Origin of the sequence: Asticcacaulis sp. AC460, from assembly GCF_000495795.1 — a bacterium.
Taxonomy (GTDB): Bacteria; Pseudomonadota; Alphaproteobacteria; order Caulobacterales; family Caulobacteraceae; genus Asticcacaulis.
In genome coordinates this window covers 85918-105036 of sequence record NZ_AWGD01000019.1, presented here as the reverse complement: position 1 = coordinate 105036, position 19119 = coordinate 85918, and the positions used below count along the sequence as shown (strand labels likewise).

The 19119-nt window shown below is 62.8% G+C and carries 5 protein-coding genes; 1 reads left to right on the top strand and 4 read right to left on the bottom strand.

The annotated features are described in order from the left end of the window. Positions 1-36: 36 nt before the first annotated feature. The 3 genes from ABAC460_RS50785 to ABAC460_RS48950 form a co-directional block, all read right to left on the bottom strand. On the bottom strand, positions 37-5901 hold the full coding sequence (locus tag ABAC460_RS50785) for a M10 family metallopeptidase C-terminal domain-containing protein (protein ID WP_023453326.1): 5865 nt from the start codon (positions 5899-5901) through the stop codon (positions 37-39). A 230-nt stretch (positions 5902-6131) separates the two neighbouring features. Continuing rightward, the gene (locus ABAC460_RS48255; RefSeq protein WP_023453325.1) at positions 6132-10391 is read right to left on the bottom strand and encodes a M10 family metallopeptidase C-terminal domain-containing protein; all 4260 of its coding nucleotides are present in this window, start codon (positions 10389-10391) and stop codon (positions 6132-6134) included. A gap of 63 nt (positions 10392-10454) precedes the next feature. Further along, on the bottom strand, positions 10455-12572 hold the full coding sequence (locus tag ABAC460_RS48950; protein WP_023453324.1) for a hypothetical protein: 2118 nt from the start codon (positions 12570-12572) through the stop codon (positions 10455-10457). Positions 12573-12706: 134 nt separating this feature from the next. Between ABAC460_RS48950 and argB the strand changes: the two genes are divergently transcribed. Further along, a complete protein-coding gene (gene argB / locus ABAC460_RS34885) occupies positions 12707-13651 on the top strand; it encodes an acetylglutamate kinase (RefSeq protein WP_031236717.1) in 945 nt (314 codons plus the stop codon). Between the two features lie 22 nt (positions 13652-13673). Here argB and ABAC460_RS51130 read toward each other — a convergent pair whose 3' ends face one another. Beyond that, complete coding sequence (locus ABAC460_RS51130) at positions 13674-18851, bottom strand: tail fiber protein (protein WP_023453322.1); 5178 nt, start codon at positions 18849-18851, stop codon at positions 13674-13676. Positions 18852-19119 lie beyond the last annotated feature (268 nt).

Below are 19119 nucleotides of genomic sequence, written 5' to 3'. Positions count from 1 at the left end.
ATCCAGGGAGGATAGCCGGTGCGGGCAAATAGCCGGCTACCACACCATATGGGCAAGAACGTCGGCCTGGAGGGCACTGGTCACCGTAATGACATTGCCGCCGCCCAGCGAGATCAGCACGTTCGCGCCGGATTGGGTGACGAAGCCATTATTGGCCACGCCGCCGGTATAGGCATTGACGTTGATGCTGTCGTTCTGGACCGCGCTGAAGTCGGTGATCGTGTCCGTACCGCTGGCGGTTTCGAACAGGAAGATGTCCGCCCCCAGGCCGCCGGTCAGGATATCCGCTCCACCCTTGCCGTTCAGCGTATTGATGGCGTCATTGCCGGTCAGGGTGTTGCCCAGGCTGTTGCCGGTTGCGTTCACATTCGCCACGCCCGTCAGGATGATGGTTTCGGCAAATCGGGCGTTGAGGCTGTAGGTCACCGTTGAATAGATGACGTCGGTACCTTCACCGCCCACTTCGACGACATTGTCGCCGGTGTTCTGGACGTAATAGGTGTCGTTGCCCAGGCCGCCGGTCAGGATGTTGTTGCCGCCATTGCCGGTCAGCACATTGTTGAGCCCGTTGCCGGTACCGTTGATATTGGCTGCGCCCGTCAGGGTCAGGTTTTCGACCTCGGCGCCCAGGGTAAGGGTGATCGCCGATTCCACCAGGTCGGTGCCGGACGCGGCCGCCTCAGTGACCGTATCTGCAGCATCGTCAACGACATAGGTGTCGTTGCCCGTGCCGCCGATCATGGTATCGGCACCCGCGAGACCGTCCAGACGGTCATGACCGCCGCCGGCATCGAGCGTGTTGGCAAGAGCGTTACCGGTCAGGAGGTTGGCCAGCGAATTGCCAGTGGCGTTCAGTGCGACCGCCCCGGTCAGGGTCAGGTTCTCGACCTGCTTGCCGGCCAGAGAATAGGTCAGGGACGAGAGGATGGTGTCGGTACCCTCGCTGACACTTTCCATCACAACATCGCCCGCGTCATCGACGGCATAGGTGTCGTCGCCCAGCCCACCGGACATGGAGTCGGCCCCCGTACCACCAACCAGCGAGTCGTTGCCGCCACCGCCGTTCAGCGTATCGTTGCCGGTGCTGCCGCTCAGAACGTTGTTGCCGGCATTGCCTGTCAGCACGTTGTTGAAACTGTTGCCAGTGGCATTGACCGCGGCAAGGCCGGTCAGGGTCAGGTTTTCGATCTGCTTACCGGTCAGGGTATAGGTGATGTCGGTGCGAACCTCGTCGATGCCCTGGTTGCTGATTTCGGTGATGACGTCCGTGGCGTCGTCGACGACATAGGTGTCGTCGCCAAGCCCGCCCACCAGGGTATCGGAACCGCCACCGCCGGACAGAAGGTCATTGCCGCCCAGACCCGTCAGGGTGTTGCCGCCGCTGTTTCCGGTAATGGCATTGTTCGCCGCGTTGCCGGTGCCGTTGACCGCGGAGGCGCCGGTCAGGATCAGGTTCTCAAAATTGTCCACAAGCGTCCAGGCCAGGGCGGTCTGGATGGTGTCCGTGCCTTCACCGGGGCTTTCCGACAGGGAGTCACCGGCATCGTCAACGACGTAGGTGTCATCGCCCAAACCACCTGACATCTGGTCCTGGCCCGCGCCGCCGACCAGAGAGTCGTTGCCGAAGCCGCCGATCAGGGTGTCATTGCCGAGGCTGCCGGTCAGGACATTGTCACCGGCGTTGCCTTCCAGAACATTGTTGAAGTTGTTGCCCGTGGCATTGATCGCGGACGAACCGTTCAGGCTGAGGTTCTCGACCTGCTTGCCGACCAGACTGAAGGTGACGGTGCTGATGACCAGGTCGGTGCCCTGGTTGCTGATTTCGCTGACCACGTCGCCGGCATCGTCGACGATATAGGTGTCGTTACCCTGGCCCCCAAGCAGGCTGTCGGCCCCGATGTTACCGTCCAGGTAGTCGTTGCCGAGCAGGCCCGTCAGGGTGTTGTTGCCGATGTTGCCGAACAGATAGTTGGCGAGTTCATTGCCGGTACCCGACGTGTTGGCGGTACCGATAAGGCCCAGCTCTTCCAGATTGGCACCCAGCGTATAACCGATGTCGGCATAGACCAGGTCGTTGCCTTCATCCGCCAGTTCGGCAACCACATCCCCGGCCTCCGTGACGACATAGGTATCGTTGCCGATCCCCCCCAACAGGCTGTCATTGCCGGCGCCGCCATCCAGGACGTCGTCGCCGCCCAGGCCGCTCAGGCTGTTGTTGCCGGTGTCGGCATAGATCGTATTGTTCAGACTGTTGCCCGTGCCGCTGGTATTGCCGGCGCCGGTCAGTTCCAGGGATTCGAGATTGTCGCTCAGGGTGAAGCTGACCGACGCCTTGACCCAGTCATTGCCGTCATCTGCCTGTTCGGTGACGGTGTCGCCCGCCGAGTCGGCGACATAGGTGTCATCGCCTTCGCCGCCAACCAGGGTGTCGTTGCCCGCCGCCCCGTCCAGCGAGTCGTTGCCCGCTCCGGTGAAGATCCAGTTTCCGCCCGCCGTACCTGTCACCGTGTCATTGCCCTCGCCGGTGACGGCGTTTTCAAAGTTGTCGAAATCTTCGCCGTAATTTGTCAGCCCGGTCGCCAGGTCAATGACGTAGTATCCACCGAAGAGGGAGCCGTCGATGGTGTCGTTGCCGTCGCCGCCATTGATGATTTCGCTGAATAAGGTGACGCCGGCATAGACGTAGTCGTTGCCGATCCCGCCGTTATAGGTCCCGTCCCCGGAAGATGTGATCACATCGTTACCGTCACCTCCCTCAACCGAATCCATGCCGTCTGAGTTAGCGCCAGCGATGATGGTATCATTACCGGTGCCGCCGAGCAGGGTGTCGTTGCCGGCGCCGCCGACGATCGAGTCGTGGTTAGTCCCGCCGTCCAGCGCATTGTTGCCGCTGTTGCCGATGAGAATGTTGGCGAAACCGTTGCCGGTGCCGTTGATATTGCCGGTTCCGAGAAGGGTCAGGTTCTCGATCTGCTTGCCCGCCAGCGTGAACGTAATGCTGGAACGAACCTCGTCAGCGCCTTCACCCGCCGCTTCGCTGATCTGGTCGCCGACCGCATCGACCACGAAGGTGTCATTGCCCAGACCACCGGTCAGGGTGTCGTTGCCCGCGCCGCCATCGAGGATATCGTTGCCTTCGGCGCCCAGAAGCTGATCGTGGCCGCCGGCGCCGATCAGGCTGTTGTTGCCGCTGTTCCCGATGATGGTGTTGCTCAAGCCGTTGCCGGTACCGTTGAGATTGTCGCCGCCCGCCAGGAACAGGTTTTCGATCTGCTTGCCGGCCAGCGAATAGTCGATCAGCGAATTGACGGCGTCGATACCGGCGCCGGAGGCTTCCACGACATTGTCACCTGCCGACTCGACCCAGTAGGTATCGTCACCCAGGCCGCCGGCCATCGTATCGGCGCCGAACAAACCGTTGATCAAGTTGGCCTGGGTGTCGCCGGTCAGGCTGTCGTTATGGACCGAGCCGGTGAGATCGCGGAAGCCGCTCAGTGTGTCGATGCCGGCGCCGATCGTGTTCTGGGCGCCGCCCTGCAGGGCCAGGGATACCGTCACACCGGAGGCCGCCGAGGCGTAGCGGACCGTGTTGGTCCAGGCACCGCCATCCAGGCTGTCATTGCCCGCGCCGCCGTCAAGGATGTCGTCACCGGCGCCGCCCAGAAGCGTGTCATTGCCGTCGCCGCCTTCCATGAAGTCGCCGCCATCGGTCGGATCCGGGCCGGCGGCGGGCAGGGTATTGCCGGCCAGGGAGATTTGCAGCGTGTAGCTGTCGCCGGCATCCAGAGGCAGAGACGTTGAAGACGTGGAATATTTGCCGACGCGGATATAGTAGGTGCCGGCGGCCGTGAAGGTGTAGGACAGGAAGGAATCCGCACCGCTGGTGCTGCCGCCGCCGCCTTCCGTCGTGCCGGAATCATCGTCAAAGGACAGGCGTGTACCGCCGGCGTCGAACAGCTCGACAAAGGAATCCAGGCTGAGCGAAGCGTCGATGTCGAACGTGCCGATAACTCCGGCCGCGTCGACCGTGAAGCTGTACATGTCGTAGAAGCCGTCGCCGGTGCCGGTCACCGTGGTATGCGGCGCCGTCATGGAATCGGCGATATTGGCGTCGTAGTTCAGCCCGAATGACGCGGCCGGCAGGTTGACGGCGGTCGCGATGGTGTCGTGCTGCGGCAGGCCGGTTTCGTTCAGGGTTTGCGCCTGCGCCGGCAGGAGGCTGCTGCCGATGATCAGGTCGTCCCCGCCCAGGCCGTAGAGATTGTTATAGGCGACGGTACCGCCGGTGATGACATTGGCCAGATTGTTGCCGGTGCCGTCCGCGGCATTGCTGGTCGCCAGGGTCAGGTTTTCGACATCGGCGCTGAGCGTATAGGTGAAGGTGGTGACGACGAAATCCGTACCACTGCCCAACTCTTCAATCACGATGTCACCGGCGTCGTCGAGGAAATAGGTGTCGTTGCCGGCATTGCCGATGAAGGTGTTGTTGGCCTGGTTACCGACGAAGACGTCGTTGCCCGACCCGCCGATGGCATTTTCAATCAGCGAGCGGAGATCATTGTTATACAGCAGGGCATTGCCGATATTACCCGGTTGCGGCGTGAAGCCGGCCGTGAGCGGCCGCGAGTCGCCCAGTTGCGCCAGGCTGAAGGTCGAGAATGCGCCCGGTCGCAGGTCGACGACCTGGTTGTTGCTGAAGTTGGAGAAGTCGTAGGTATCGACGCCGTCGCCGTCCCAGATGGTGCGGAAGATCTTGCCGACACCGGCGACAGCGTCGAACTCCGGCACACCCTGGCCGACACCGTTGATGAACATCTGGCCTGTGGTGGAATCGAACGTGTAGACCGAGTTCGTGGCGTTGCTGGTGAAGTTGGCGCCGTACATGAACTGCAAGGCGGCGATATCGGCCTGCATGTAGGTTTGCGGCTGGTTGAACTGCTCACCCTGGAAGCTGGCCGTATAGCCCGGCGCCGAGCGGTAGGTCATGACCGACCACGCCCAGCCATCCTTGTCGGCAGGCAACGCCTTCGTGCCGTAGTGCGGGCCCGGCCCGTCAAGATAGCCCCCGACCGTCAGGTCGAAGGCGGTATAGTCGTCATGGCCGTGCTTCAGTCCCATGGTGTGGCCGATCTCGTGGATCACGGTCGCCATGCCCCAGTTACCGATCTGGGGTGTCAGGTAGAAGGGCTGGTTGGTCTGGCCGAACCAGATGTCGCCGTCCGACGCGTCCGAACCGGGGAAATTGCCTTCCGCCGAGCCGGCGCCATCCGCCGTGGTCTGAGACATCCGGATGATGCCGTGGGTGGTGGCGCTTTCCGTCACGGCGGTGAAGGTCAGGTTCGTATAGCTGCTGATCAGGCCGAAGGCGTAGATGGCGGCCGCCTGTTGGGCGGCGTTGAACGGAACCTGTTCCGCCGGATAGGCCGGGTCGTAATAGGGGGTGTTGTAGAATTCGCCGGTGGCCGGGAAGCTGTAGGTGATGTTGGTCACCGTCCAGCGCGAACCGAAGAGGGCGCCGTCGATCAGCTGGTTGCCGGTATATTCATAGCGGGCGTCGACCGCGTCGTAGGTGTAGGTCATGACCTCGGAAATACCGGCCATGGACGCGTCACGGATGCCGCCCGAAGATCCACCCGAATGAGCGTGACCGTCGCCAAAGCCGCCACTGCCCAGGGTGCCTGCGGAGGTGGCGCCGCGGGACGGTGCCGCGTCGGCCAGGTCCAGGGGCGCGAATTTCACGGCGGCGCTGCCCGTCAGCGACATCAGCTTGAACGCCGCGGTCACGGTGACCGGCGTTAAGGTCGGTGCGGCCGAAATCCCGGCCTGGAGAGGGGTGAGGGTCTGGCCGGTCGGCGCCGTCCAGATCGAGTCGTTCATATGGTCGCGTAAAATCCGGGCCATCTCAGCCTCCGTCAAAAATAACAATCAGGGAAAACTCGTTACAATGTGGCCTACTCTACACATTTCCATTCGGCTGTCACGGTAGGACCTTGCCGCAGGCGAAAAAGTGCAATCTCGTATCATGGCGGCACGGTGCCAGCCTCTGAGAAAGGGGGCTTCCCCATCCCATATCCGCTCATCTTTGGGGGAAGGATACGCTGATGCCGGGGCCTGTCAAATATGAGGCGTGGTTACCACACCATGTGGGTCAGGACGTCGGCCTGGAGGGCATTCAGCAATGTGATGGTGTTGCTCCCGCCCAGGGCGATCACGACATTGCCGCCGCTCTGGCTGACCAGGGCGACATTGGCGGTACCGACGGTATAGGCGTGGATATTGATCATATCGTTCTGTGCCGCGCCGAAGTCGATGACGGTGTCGGCCCCGCTTCCGATGTCGAACAGGAAGATATCCGCGCCCAGACCTCCGGTCAGGATATCCGCCCCGCCCTTGCCGTTCAGCGTATTGACGCCGTCATTGCCGGTCAGGGTGTTGGCCAGGCTGTTGCCCGTGGCGTTGGTATTGGCCGAACCCGTGAGGATAATGGTCTCGGCGTAGCGGGCATTCAGTGAATAGGTTACCGTCGAATAGATGACGTCGGTACCGCCGCTTCCCAGTTCGACGACATTGTCGCCGGTGTTCTGGACATAGTAAGTGTCATTGCCCGCCCCGCCGGTCAGGACGTTGTTGCCGCCATTGCCGGTCAGCACATTGTTCAGCCCATTTCCGGTGCCGTCGATGGCGGCGCCGCCCGTCAGGGTCAGGTTCTCGACATTGGCCGCCAGGGTGTGGCTGAGGGCCGTCTCCACCAGGTCGGTACCGGCGCCGGAGGTCTCCGTAATAACATCGCCTGCCGTGTCGACGACATAGGTGTCGTTCCCGCCGCCGCCGGCCAGGCTGTCGGCGCCCGCTCCACCGTCCAGGCGGTTGGCGCCGGAATTGCCGGTCAGAACATTGCCCAGACCGTTGCCTGTGGCATTGACCGCGGCCGATCCGGTCAGGGTGAGGTTCTCGATCTGGTCGCTTAAGGTCCAGCCCAGGGCCGTCTGGATCAGGTCCGTGCCTTCACCGTCAGCCTCGAAGGTGGCGTCAGCGATATCGTCGACGACATAGGTGTCGTCACCCAGGCCGCCGGCCAGGGAGTCCGCGCCAACCCCGCCAATCAGCGAGTCGTTGCCGCCCATACCGGCCAGGGTATCACTACCGGTGCTGCCGTTGAGCACATTGCCGGCGTCATTGCCCGTGACCAGATTGTTGAAGCTGTTGCCCGTGGCATTGATCGCCGCTACGCCCGTCAGCACCAGCGTCTCGACCTGCTTGCCGATCAGGCTAAAGGTGATCGATGACCGGACCGTGTCGCTGCCTTGGCTGCTGAGTTCGCTGACCACGTCGCCAGCATCGTCGACGACATAGGTGTCGTCGCCCAGGCCGCCCACCATACTGTCGGCGCCGCTGCCGCCCTCCAGCCAGTCATGGCCCCCCAGGGCGGTCAGGCTGTCATTGCCGGCGCCGCCATCCAGGCGATTGGCGCCGGTATTGCCTGTCAGAAGGTTGTTGCCGGTATTGCCGCTGCCGTCGATGTCAGCGGCGCCCGTCAGGGTCAGGATCTCGACCTCGTCCGCTAGGGTCCAGGTCACCGCCGACACGACCGTATCCGTGCCCTCACCGGCCAGTTCCGTCACCACATCGCCGGTTTCGACGACATAGCTGTCGTTACCGCCGCCACCGGCCAGGCTGTCGGAGCCGGCTCCGCCCGTCAAAGTGTCGTCACCATCGCCGCCGTTGAGATGATTGGCGCCGTCATTGCCGGTCACGGCATTCGCCAGCCCGTTGCCGGTGCCATCGACATCGCCGTTCCCCGTCAGGGTCAGGGCCTCGACCTCGCTCGACAAGGTCCAGGTGATCGCCGACAGGACGGTATCCGTGCCTTCACCGTCCAGCTCCGTCACCAGATCGCCGGTACCGACGACATAGGTGTCGTTGCCCGCGCCGCCGGCCAGGCTGTCCGCGCTGTCGCCGCCGTCCAGGTGGTTGTGACCGCCATTGCCGGTCAGAACATTGGACGTGGCATTGCCGGTGGCGTCGATATCGCTTGTACCTATCAGGGTCAGGTTCTCGATCTCTCGGCCGGCCAGCGACCATGTAACCGACGAGAGAACGGTGTCGTTGCCTGCGTTCGCCGCTTCGGTGACCGCGTCGTCGGGGCTGTCGACGACATAGGTGTCGTTGCCGACGCCGCCATTCAGCGCATCGATCCCGGCGCCGCCGTCGAGCCAATCACTCCCCAGGCCACCGTTCAGGCTATCTTCACCGTCTCCGCCGTCCATGGTGTCGTTGCCGTCCAGCAGCGGCGGCGGGGTATTGCCCGCCAGCGAGACCTGAAGGGTGTAACTGTGGCCCGCCAGCAGCACCGCCGACGTGGTGGCGTTCACGAACCGCCCGACCCGGATGTAGTAGGTCCCCGCCGCGGCAAATGTATAGCTGAGCAGCGAGTCGTTGGCGGCGTAGCTGCCGCCGGCGCTGTCGATGACGGCGGCATCGTCATTATAGGCCAGACGTGTGCCCGACGCGTCGTAGAGTTCGATGAAGCTGTCCAGAACCGCTGTCAGGTCGATGTCGAAGGTGCCGACGACGCCAACGGTCTCGACCACGAAGCTGTACATGTCGTAGGTGCCGCCGGCGCCGTTGCCTATGACGGTGACATGCGGCGCCGTCGTCGCATCGGCGATATCGGGATCGCTGTTGACGCCGAAGCCCGACAGGGCCAGGGCGGTGGCGATGGTATTGTGGGTCGCCAGATTGATCTCGTCGATCGTCTGGGCCGGTGTCCGGTAGTCGTAGCTGCCGATCAGGGTATCGTTGCCGTCCAGCCCGTTCAGGATATTGCTGCCGGCGCCGCCGGTGATGCGGTTGGCCAGGCCGTTGCCCGTGCCGTCAATGTTACCCGTACCGGTCAGGGTCAGGTTTTCAAGCTCTTCGCCCAGGGTGTAGCTGATCGTCGCGGCGACCAGGTCGGTGCCCTGGCCGGACATTTCGACGACGGCATCGCCCACGGCGTCCACGCCATAGGTGTCGTCACCGGCCCCACCGGTCAGCACATCGTCGCCCGCGCCGCCGTCCAGGACATCGTTGCCGTCATTGCCGGTCAGGGCGTTGGCGGCCTGGTTGCCGATCAGGATGTCGTTGCCCGAACCGGCAATGGCGTTTTCGATCAGCGAGCGGACATCACCCTGGTACAGCAGAGCGTTGGCGATATTGCCCGGCTGAGCGGAAAAGCCCGCCGTAAGCGGCCGTGAGTCGCCCAGTTGCGCCTGGCTGAAGGTCGAGAACTGGCCCGGACGCAGGTCGATCGTCTGGTTGTCGCCAAAGTTGACCAGGTTGTAGGTGTCGATGCCGTTGCCGTCCCAGATCGTCCGGAAGATCTTGCCGATACCGGTGGCGGCATTGATTTCGGGCGTGCCCTGGCCGACGCCGTTGATGAACATCTCACCCGTGGTGGCGCTGAAGGTATAGACCGAGTCCGTCGCGTTGGTGGTGAAGTTGGCGCCGTACATGAATTGCAGCGCGGCGATGTCGGCCTGCATATAGGTTTGCGGCTGGTTGTAGCGGTCGCCCTGGAAATTCGCAGTGTATCCCGGCGCCGAGCGATAGGTCATGAGCGACCATGCCCAGCCGTCCTTGTTGGCCGGAAGGGCCGCCGTGCCGTAATGCGGCCCCGGTCCGTCGAGATACCCGCCGTTGGTCAGATCCAGACCGGTATAGTCCTGATGGCCATGCTTCAGTCCCATGGTGTGGCCGATTTCGTGCATCATGGTGGCCTGGCCCCAGTTGCCGATGGCCGGAGTCAGGTAGAAGGGCTGGTTGTTGTCGCCGAACCAGATATCACCGTCGGATGCGTCCGAGCCCGGGAAGTTGCCTTCGGCCGACGGCAGGGTCGCGTCGTCATTGGTCTGGGACATGCGAATAATGCCGTGGGTGTCGGCGCTTTCGGTCACCTCCGTAAAGGTCAGGCCGGTGTAGCTGGCCAGCAGGGAGAAGGCGTAGCGTGCGGCGGTTTGCTGGGCGGCGTTGAACGGGATGTGGTTGGCCAGGTGGCCCGGCTGGTAATAGGGCGTCTCGTAGAATTCTGCGGTGGCCGGGAAGCTGAAGGTGATGGTGGTCACCGTCCACCGCGGCCCGAACAGGACGGCATCGACCAGTTGATTGCCGGTATATTCGTAGCGTCCGTCGACCAGGTCGCGGGTATAGGTCATGACCTCCGACAGGCCGGCGTGCGATCCTGCGTTGATGCCGGGGGGTGCGCTTTCGGTTGCGTCGGGGGCGTCAGCGGCCGTCGCCGACGTTGACGGTGTCAGGGTCGCCGACATCAGGGACAAGGTCGCCAGGGGCGCGGCGGTCACCGGGTTCAGCGCAACAGCGCCATCAGACTCGTCGCGCAGGAACCACGCCATACCCATCTCCAGACTCTAAACAGGGGGATGAGTCGCATAATACCACCGACAGTTAACCGGGCATTACCAGACGATGTGTGTCAGCACATCGGCCCGCACGGCGCTCTGGACGATGATGACGTTGCCGCCGCCCAGGGTGATCACGACATCGCCACCGTTCTGGGTGACAAGGCCGGCATTGGCGGTCCCGCCGGTATAGGCATGGACGTCGATCGTATCGCCCTGGACGGCGGAAAAATCGCCGATCGTGTCGGCGCCGCTTCCGGTTTCGAACAGGAAAATATCCGCACCAAGGCCGCCACTCAGGACATCCGCGCCACCCTTGCCATTGAGGATATTGTTGCCGTCATTGCCGTTCAGGGCGTTGGCCAGCGAATTGCCGGTCGCGTTGATGTGGGCCGAACCCGTCAGGGTCAGGGTCTCGGCATAGCGGCCGCTAAGGGAATAGGTGACGCTCGAAAAGATGACATCGGTCCCCTCCCCGCCCAGTTCGACGACCTTGTCGCCGGCCGTCTGGACATAATAGGTGTCGTTGCCCAGACCGCCGCTCAGGGTATCGTTGCCGCCCCCGCCGTCCAGCACATTGTTGCCGGCATTGCCGTTCAGCGCGTTGGCCAACGAATTGCCGGTGGCGTTGATATGGGCCGTCCCGGTCAGGGTCAGGGTTTCGACATAGCGCCCGGCCAGGTCGTAGGTGACGCTGGCGAAGATGGTGTCCGTTCCCTGGCCGTTGAGTTCGATCACCTTGTCGCCGACGGCATCGACATAGAAGGTATCGTCACCCATCAGGCCGGACAGGGTATCGTTGCCCGTCCCGCCGTTCAGAACATTATGCGCGTTGTTGCCGGTCAGGAGATTGCTCAGGCTGTTACCCGTGCCCGTGATGTCACCGGCGCCCGTCAGGATCAGGTTCTCGACCACCTGGCCGACCAGGCTGTAGCTGATGCTGGAAAAGATCAGGTCTGTCCCCTGACCGCTGCTTTCGATGACCCTGTCGCCGGCCGTGTCGACATAATAGAAATCGTTGCCCGCGCCACCCGACATGGTATCAGCGCCGGTTCCGCCATCCAGTGCGTTGCCACCGGTATTGCCGGTCAGGACATTGTTCAGCCCGTTGCCGGTGCCGTAAGAGTTTCCGCTGCCCGTCAGGATCAGGTTCTCGATCTCCGCCGCCAGCACCCAGCTGCGGCCGGCTTCGACTGTGTCAGTCCCTTCGCCGGCAAATTCGACGGTCGAGTCCGACAGACTCTCGACCACAAGCGTGTCGTCCCCCTTGCCGCCGTAAAGGGTATCATTGCCCGTCCCGCCGTCCAGCCGGTCATTGCCCTTGCCGCCGAACATTTCGTCGGCGCCACCCAGGCCGTTCAACGTATCGTTGCCGGTCAGCCCGACAACCTCGTCGCCATTGGCCGAACCGGTGACCAGGTCGTCGACCGCCGAAACCCGCGTGAACCCGCCGGCCGTTTTGGCGGTAAAGGTGAAGCTGTTCGTCCCGGCATTGTAGGCCCAGGCGGCATACTGGCTGCCGTCCTGGGCATTGGTGCCGTAAACGTGCTGGGCGGCGGCGATATCCAGCGCCGTCAGGTGCTGCGGCCCGCCCGGCTGCTGCGTCATGATGGTGTCGCTGCCGTTGTCGCCGGCCAGGACCTGGTCGTGAGTGACGCCCGAGGCGTAGTTGGTGAAGACCTCGGTAGGATGCTTGAAGCCCAGGGCATGGCCGATTTCGTGCAACAGCAGGCCGTAGTTGAACAGGCCGCCGCTGGTCGAATCCGTGTTCAGCAGGACATGGCCGGCGACATCGAAGCCGCCGTCGAAAAAATGCGGATAGCTGTAATAGTTCCAGTCGCCGAAGGGATAAAAGCCGACACCGTCACGGCCGTTATAGGGCGAGGCCGAGAAATCGTAGGACGAGAAGGTGATGTCGGAATTGCCGGCCGCGACCTCGACGGCGGTGACACCGCAGGCGGCCGCCCATTCCTGCATGGCGGCGCGGGCCTGATCGCGCTGGGCGTTGCTGAGCGCCAGGAAGGTGGCATAGGCGTCAGGTCCCATGACCGACAGGTCTGTGGGCAGGGCGACGGCGGCAAAGCTGAAGGTGACGATGGCCGGGGCGCTGCTCTGCTCCAGGCCGTTCCAGGAATCTCCGGATAACAACGCGGTATAATCGGACACAACGGGCATGGCACCCTCCAGCGGTCGATTGCGGTAGGATAAGGCTAGTCCCGGCGCAGGACCGGGTCAAGCCAGGTCCGAAACTATGGCTTTTGTATTATTCTGTGATGACAGCGTAAAACTTCTCAGCTATGGCGCGCGCCATGACCAAGATAACTTCCGACGCCACCTACACCGAAGAAGAGGAAAAGGGCTGGGCCACCGCCAAAACCCTGGCCGAAGCCCTTCCCTTCATTCAGATCTATGACCGCGAAATCGTCGTCGTGAAATACGGCGGCCACGCCATGGGTGAGGAAGCGACCGCGAAACTGTTCGCCTCGGATATCGTCCTGCTGAAGCTGCTGGGCATCCATCCGATCGTGGTCCATGGCGGCGGTCCGCAGATTTCGGCCATGCTGGGCCGCGCCGGGGTCAAATCGACCTTCGTCGACGGCCTGCGCGTGACCGATAACGCCACCATGGAAATCGCCGAAATGGTGCTGTCGGGCGCGGTCAACAAGGAAATCGCCAGTTGGATCACCCGCGCCGGCCAGGAAGCCGATGTCCGCGGCGTCGGCCTGTCGGGTAAGGACGCCGGCCTGCTGCTGGTCGAAAAGGCCACCCGGACCCGGAAGGACCCCGAGTCGATGATCGAACAGATCGTCGATCTCGGCTATGTCGGTGAGCCCAAGGTGGTCGACGACAAGCTGATCCGCACCCTGATCGGCGATCCCAACCATGACTATGTTCCGGTGATCGCCCCGATCGGCGTGTCGGACGAGGGCCAGACCTTCAACATCAACGCCGACACGGTGGCCGGCGCCGTGGCGGGCAAGCTGAATGCCAAGCGCATGCTGTTGCTGACCGACATTATCGGCGTGCTGGACGAGAACAAGGAACTGATCCGTCAGCTGACCGTCACAGAAGCGCGCGGGCTGATCGAAAGCGGCGTGGCGTCGGGCGGAATGATCCCCAAGCTGGAAACCGCGATTGCCGCGGTGGAATCGGGCGTCGAAGCCGTGGTCATCCTGGACGGCCGCCGTCCCCACGCCATGCTGGTCGAATTGTTCACCGAACACGGCGCCGGTACGCTGATCAAGGCAGGGTAAAGCGCCGCCCTTCCCGGGACGCTTACCAGATCATGTGCGCCAGCACGTCGCCGACCGAAGCGTTCAAGACGATGATCGTCGTGGCGCCGAGCTGGATGTTGATGTCGCCTCCGTTCTGCAACACGGCATCCGTCGCCACCGTACCGTGGGTAATGGCGCTGACATCGATCATGTCGTTTTCGAAGCCGTGGAGATCTGTAATGGTGTTCCAGCCCCAGTCCAGCTCGAACTGGAAGGTGTCCGCGCCCAGACCACCGGTCAGGAGATCGTCCCCGCCCTTGCCGTTGAGGAGGTTATTGCCGAGGTTGCCGTTCAACGTGTTGTTGGAACCGTTACCGGTCGCCGAAAGGCCGTCCCATCCGATCAGGGTCAGATTACCAATGGAGTCCGGCTCCAGGCTGTAGCTGACGGCGGCGAAGACATGGTCATCCCCATCACCGCCCACAATGATGTCAAAAGCTGAGTCGATAAAATAGGTGTCGCTGCCGCCCCCGCCGGCCAGGGTATCCTCGCCCATGCCACCGTCCAGCAGATTGTTGCCGGTGTTGCCCGTCAGGTAGTTGTTCCAGGCGTTGCCCGTGGCGTTGTAATATCCACCCTCCTGGAGCGTCACGCCGCCGGCAAAGTCGTTGCCGAGGCTGATCGTGCCCGAAGCCAGGATCAGATTGTCGCCGTAACTGTCGCTGACAACATCCTCCCAGGGATCGACATGATAGGTGTCGTTGCCGTCTCCACCCATCAGGGTATCGGGCCCCAAACCACCATCCAGCACATTGTTGCCGGCATTGCCGGTAAGCAGGTTGGCGAGACCATTCCCGGTGGCGGAGAGATCGCCGGAACCCGTCAGATGCAGGGCGAAGGCGCTGCCGCCTTGCAGCGTCCAGGACACGGAGGCGAATATCTGGTCGTCCGGACTTCCGTCGACGATCTGGTCGAAAGCTGAATCGACATAGAAGCTGTCCGCGCCTGCCCCGCCTTCCAGGGTGTCGTTGCCGGCGCCACCGTCCAGGCGGTTATTGCCGGCATTGCCGGTGAGAGCATTGTCGAAATGGTTCCCGGTGGCGTCGATATTGCCCGCTCCGATTAAACGCAGGGCGGCCAGGTAAGCCGGGCTGAGGCTGAAGGACACCGCGGCTTCGATGAGGTCGCCGCCATCGCCGCCGCCCGTGATGGTGTCATTGACGGAGTTAACGACAAAGGTATCGTTGCCACCGCCACCTTCCATGATGTCGACGCCGCCGCCGCCATCCAGCCGGTTATTGCCGGTATTGCCGGTCAGTATATTGCTCACCTCGCTGCCCGTGGCGTTGATATCGGACGTCCCGGTCAGGGTAAGCTGTCCGGTGAAGCCTGCGGTCAAGCTGTGGCTTACCGACGCGAAGACGCGATTGAAACCTGACGTGTCGATGATGACATCGCCGGACGACTGGACGTAATAGGTGTCGTCGCCGGCGCCGCCTTGCAGGGTGTCGTTGCCGGCGCCGCCGTCCAGCACATTATGGCCGTCGTTACCTACTATCAGGTTGTTAACGCCGTTGCCGGTACCCGACAGGTTCGCCGCGCCGGTCAGCACCAACGCCTCGATCACCTGACCCGCCAGCGAATAGCTGACCGAGGCCCGGACCTCGTCGCGGCCTTCGCCGGCAGCCTCGATTACCTTGTCCCCGGTGGAGTCGACATAATAGGTGTCGTCGCCCAGCCCGCCGGCCAGGGTGTCATTGCCGGCGCCGCCATCCAGGATATTGCCAGCCGAATTACCGGTCAGGCTGTTGTTGAGCGCGTTGCCGGTGCCAATGATCGCGGCCGTTCCGGTCAGAACCAGGTTTTCCAGTCCCGCTGCCAGGCCGTAGCTGAACGACGCCCGCACCAGCTCGACGCCGCCGCTGTCCTCGATCACGTCCAGCGCGCTGTCGATAACGAAGGTGTCGTTGCCGCTGCCGCCGCGCAGGGTGTCGTTGCCCACCCCGCCGTCCAGGCTGTCATTGCCGGCGCCGCCGTCCAGCACATTGTTGCCGCCATTGCCGAACAGGCTGTTGGCCAGGGAGTTACCGGTGGCGTCAATATGGGCCGTCCCGGTCAGGGTCAGGGCTTCTACCGTCCGTCCGTTCAGGCTGTAGGTGACCGACGACAGGATCAGGTCATTGCCTTCGCCCGACGCCTCGATGACCTTGTCGCCGGTGTTGTCGACGACATAGGTGTCGTCGCCCAGCCCTCCGGCCAGGGTGTCCGCGCCGGCGCCGCCATCCAGAACATTGCCGCCGCTGTTGCCGGTCAGGCTGTTGCCGAGCGAATTGCCGGTGGCGTTGATATTGGCCCCGCCGGTCAGGATCAGGTTTTCCACCACCTGCCCGGCCAGCGAGTAGCTGACCGAGGCATAGATCAGGTCCTTGCCCTTGCCGGACTGTTCCAGAACCTTGTCGCCGATATTGTCGACATAGTAGGTATCGTCGCCCGCCCCGCCGCTCAGCGTATTGGCGCCGCCGTTGCCTGAGATGACATTGTTCAGGTCGTTGCCCGTGCCGCTGATATTGGCCGTTCCGGTCAGTGTCAGGTTTTCGAAAGCGGCGCCCAGGGTCCAGCTCAGCGAAGACTGGATCGTGTCGATTCCGCCGCCGTCGGCTTCTTCGACCACGTCCGCAAGGCTGTCGACCACGAAGGTGTCGTCACCGGCGCCACCCTTCAGCGTGTCGTTACCGGCGCCGCCGTCCAGGCTGTCCGAGCCCAGGCCACCGTCCAGCACATTGTTGCCGCTATTGCCGGTCAGGGCGTTGCCGACGCCATTGCCGGTGCCGTTGAGATGGCCGGTACCCGTCAGGATCAGGTTTTCGATGACCTGGCCGGCCAGCGAAAAGCTGACGCCGGCGATGACCGTGTCGCGCCCCTGGCCCGACGCCTCGATCACCTTGTCGCCGGCGGCATCGACATAAAAGGTATCGTCGCCGGCCCCGCCGGTCATCGTGTCGTTACCGGCGCCGCCGGTCAGCACGTCGTTGCCCGCGCCGCCGTCCAAGACATTGTTGCCGCTGTTGCCGGTCAGGGCGTTGTCGAGATCGTTGCCGGTGGCATTCAGATGAGCGCTGCCGGTCAGGGTCAGGTTTTCGGCGGATTGCCCCGCCAGGGAATAGGTCACGGAGGCGATGACGCTGTCGCGTCCCGCCCCCGAGGCTTCGATAACCTGGTCGCCGGCCGCATCGACGTAATAGGTGTCGTCGCCGGCGCCGCCGCTCAGGGTGTCGTTGCCCGCGCCGCCGTCCAGCACATTATTGCCGAGGTTGCCGGTAAGTGTGTTGTTCAGGGCCGTACCGGTGCCGTTGATGTGCCCGCTTCCAGTCAGGACCAGGTTCTCATAACCGTTTTGCAGCACCCAGGTCAGCGACGAACGGATGGTGTCGTTGCCGCCGCTGTCTTCCAGGACGTCCGACGCCGTGTCGACGACAAAGACATCGTCGCCTTCGCCGCCTTTCAGCGTATCGGTACCGCCGCCGCCGTCCAGCGTGTCGTTGCCGGTACCGCCCTCCAGGACATTGTTGCCGCTGTTGCCGGTCAGGGCATTGTTCGCTGCGTTGCCCGTACCGTTGACAGAAGCGCTTCCGGTCAGGACCAGGTTTTCGACATCGTTCTGCAGCGTCCAGGTCAACGACGTACGAACCGTATCGTTGCCTTCACCGGCGGCTTCCTGAATCAAATCCGAGACCGTATCGATGATGAAGACGTCATCCCCTTCGCCCCCGGTCAGGGTGTCGTCTCCGAGGCCGCCATCCAGGGTGTCATGGCCTGCGCTGCCAATGAGGCTGTCATTGCCGTTGTTGCCGGTCAGGGCGTCCTGCCCCTCCCAACCGTTGATGGTGTCGTTATTGTCACCGCCGTACAGGGCATTGTCGTTGTAAAAGCCGGAAAAATTGAGCCCGGGTATGTCCGACAAGGCGAGGGTCGTGGTGTTGCTTCCGACCAACTGACCCACGTTGAAACCTGTGCCTGCCCCGACGATGTTTCGCCCGACCAGGTTCGGCAACGCAAAGTTGGTCGTCCCATTACCGCCATAGGTCGTGCCCAGAATCGAGAACAGCGCCGTATTTTGCGCAATCGGCAGGAGGCGGCCGTCGCACGGCAGAAAGCCGCTTGGTACGGAATTTCCCGCGAAGGCGACGATTTCGCCCAGCGCCAGGTATTCGCCAAGCGCAACGCCGTTGCGCACCGGAAAGTCGCCATGGACGGCAATCAGATATTGCAGCGCCAGCGACGGCTGCCGGTTGTCGAAACCTTCGCCACCGCCGCCCATGGCCACTGGCAGGTTGGCGTTGGTGATGACCACGTTGGAAGATCCCATGACCGTGCCCACCGCGACGCCGTTTCCGGCACCGACCACGGTACGGCCCCGCAGGTCGGGCAGCGCAAAGGTGGTGACACCGTTGCCGCCGTACCGGGTGCCAAGCACCGCATACAGAGCCGCATAGTCAGCGATATTCAGGACCTGGCCATAACATTTCATCCACCCGTCCGGCAGGGCGAAGCCGGCGAAGGGGCGCACCGCGCCTGTGACTTCAGCGGTGGCGGGAAAGTTTTCCTGCGACGGATCAAGACCGGCAACATTGATGCCATAATGCATGACCAGGGACGGTTCATAATTGTCCGCCTGCAGACGCGGGGCACCCTGCGATACATAGTTGTCGAGCTTGTACAGCGTCCCCATGGACGCCGAGCCGTATTGCCACCCGTAATAGCCGTCCGAGCCGGTGACGGTTCTGCCGATCAGGTTCGGCAGATTGAAGTTATTGCTCCAGTCGCCGCCATAGGCATTGTTGAGCATAATCCCCAGAATTTGATTTTGTTGATAGGTCAGCAACGCCCCATTGGCCGCGTAGGCGTCGGCCATGGTAAAATTGCCGGCGAAGGTGCGGACGGCGGCGATATAAAACATCCCGTTGGTGTAGGAAAACGCCCCCAAGGCCACGACCGACTGATTGAGAACCAGCCCGGCCTGGTAGTTGGAAGGCGAGGTCAGCGCGCCCACGATCGCCGCTGGAGCCTCTGCCGGCGCCGCAGTGGTCGCCGCATCGGCGGGTACATACTCCGTCACCGCTGCTCTGGCGACCGGAGCGCTGGTCTCGATCTCCTGCCATTGGCTGTCGGCGGCAGGCGTGGTCGCCAGGCTCGTCCCCGACAGGAGGCCAGAGGTATCGATCGATGTGTAGCTGCGCATGGCTGCCCCGGATTTTAAAATAGCCTTAAGAATACGGTAACAATGTACACGATCACCACCGCTTGACCACCCTGCCGAAGTGCTTTCAATTCAAACGGATATATAACAAGGATACGATAAAATAATACCACCACAGGTTAAACCGAAGAGACAAAAGACGATGCCGCCAGCCGATATGCGCCGGCAGCTTGACGGCGCTGTTAAAGCCTGACGTGAACCTGCCGCCTTGTGAGCGCCTGCGGCTTCTGATAGCCTGATCAGACTTCCC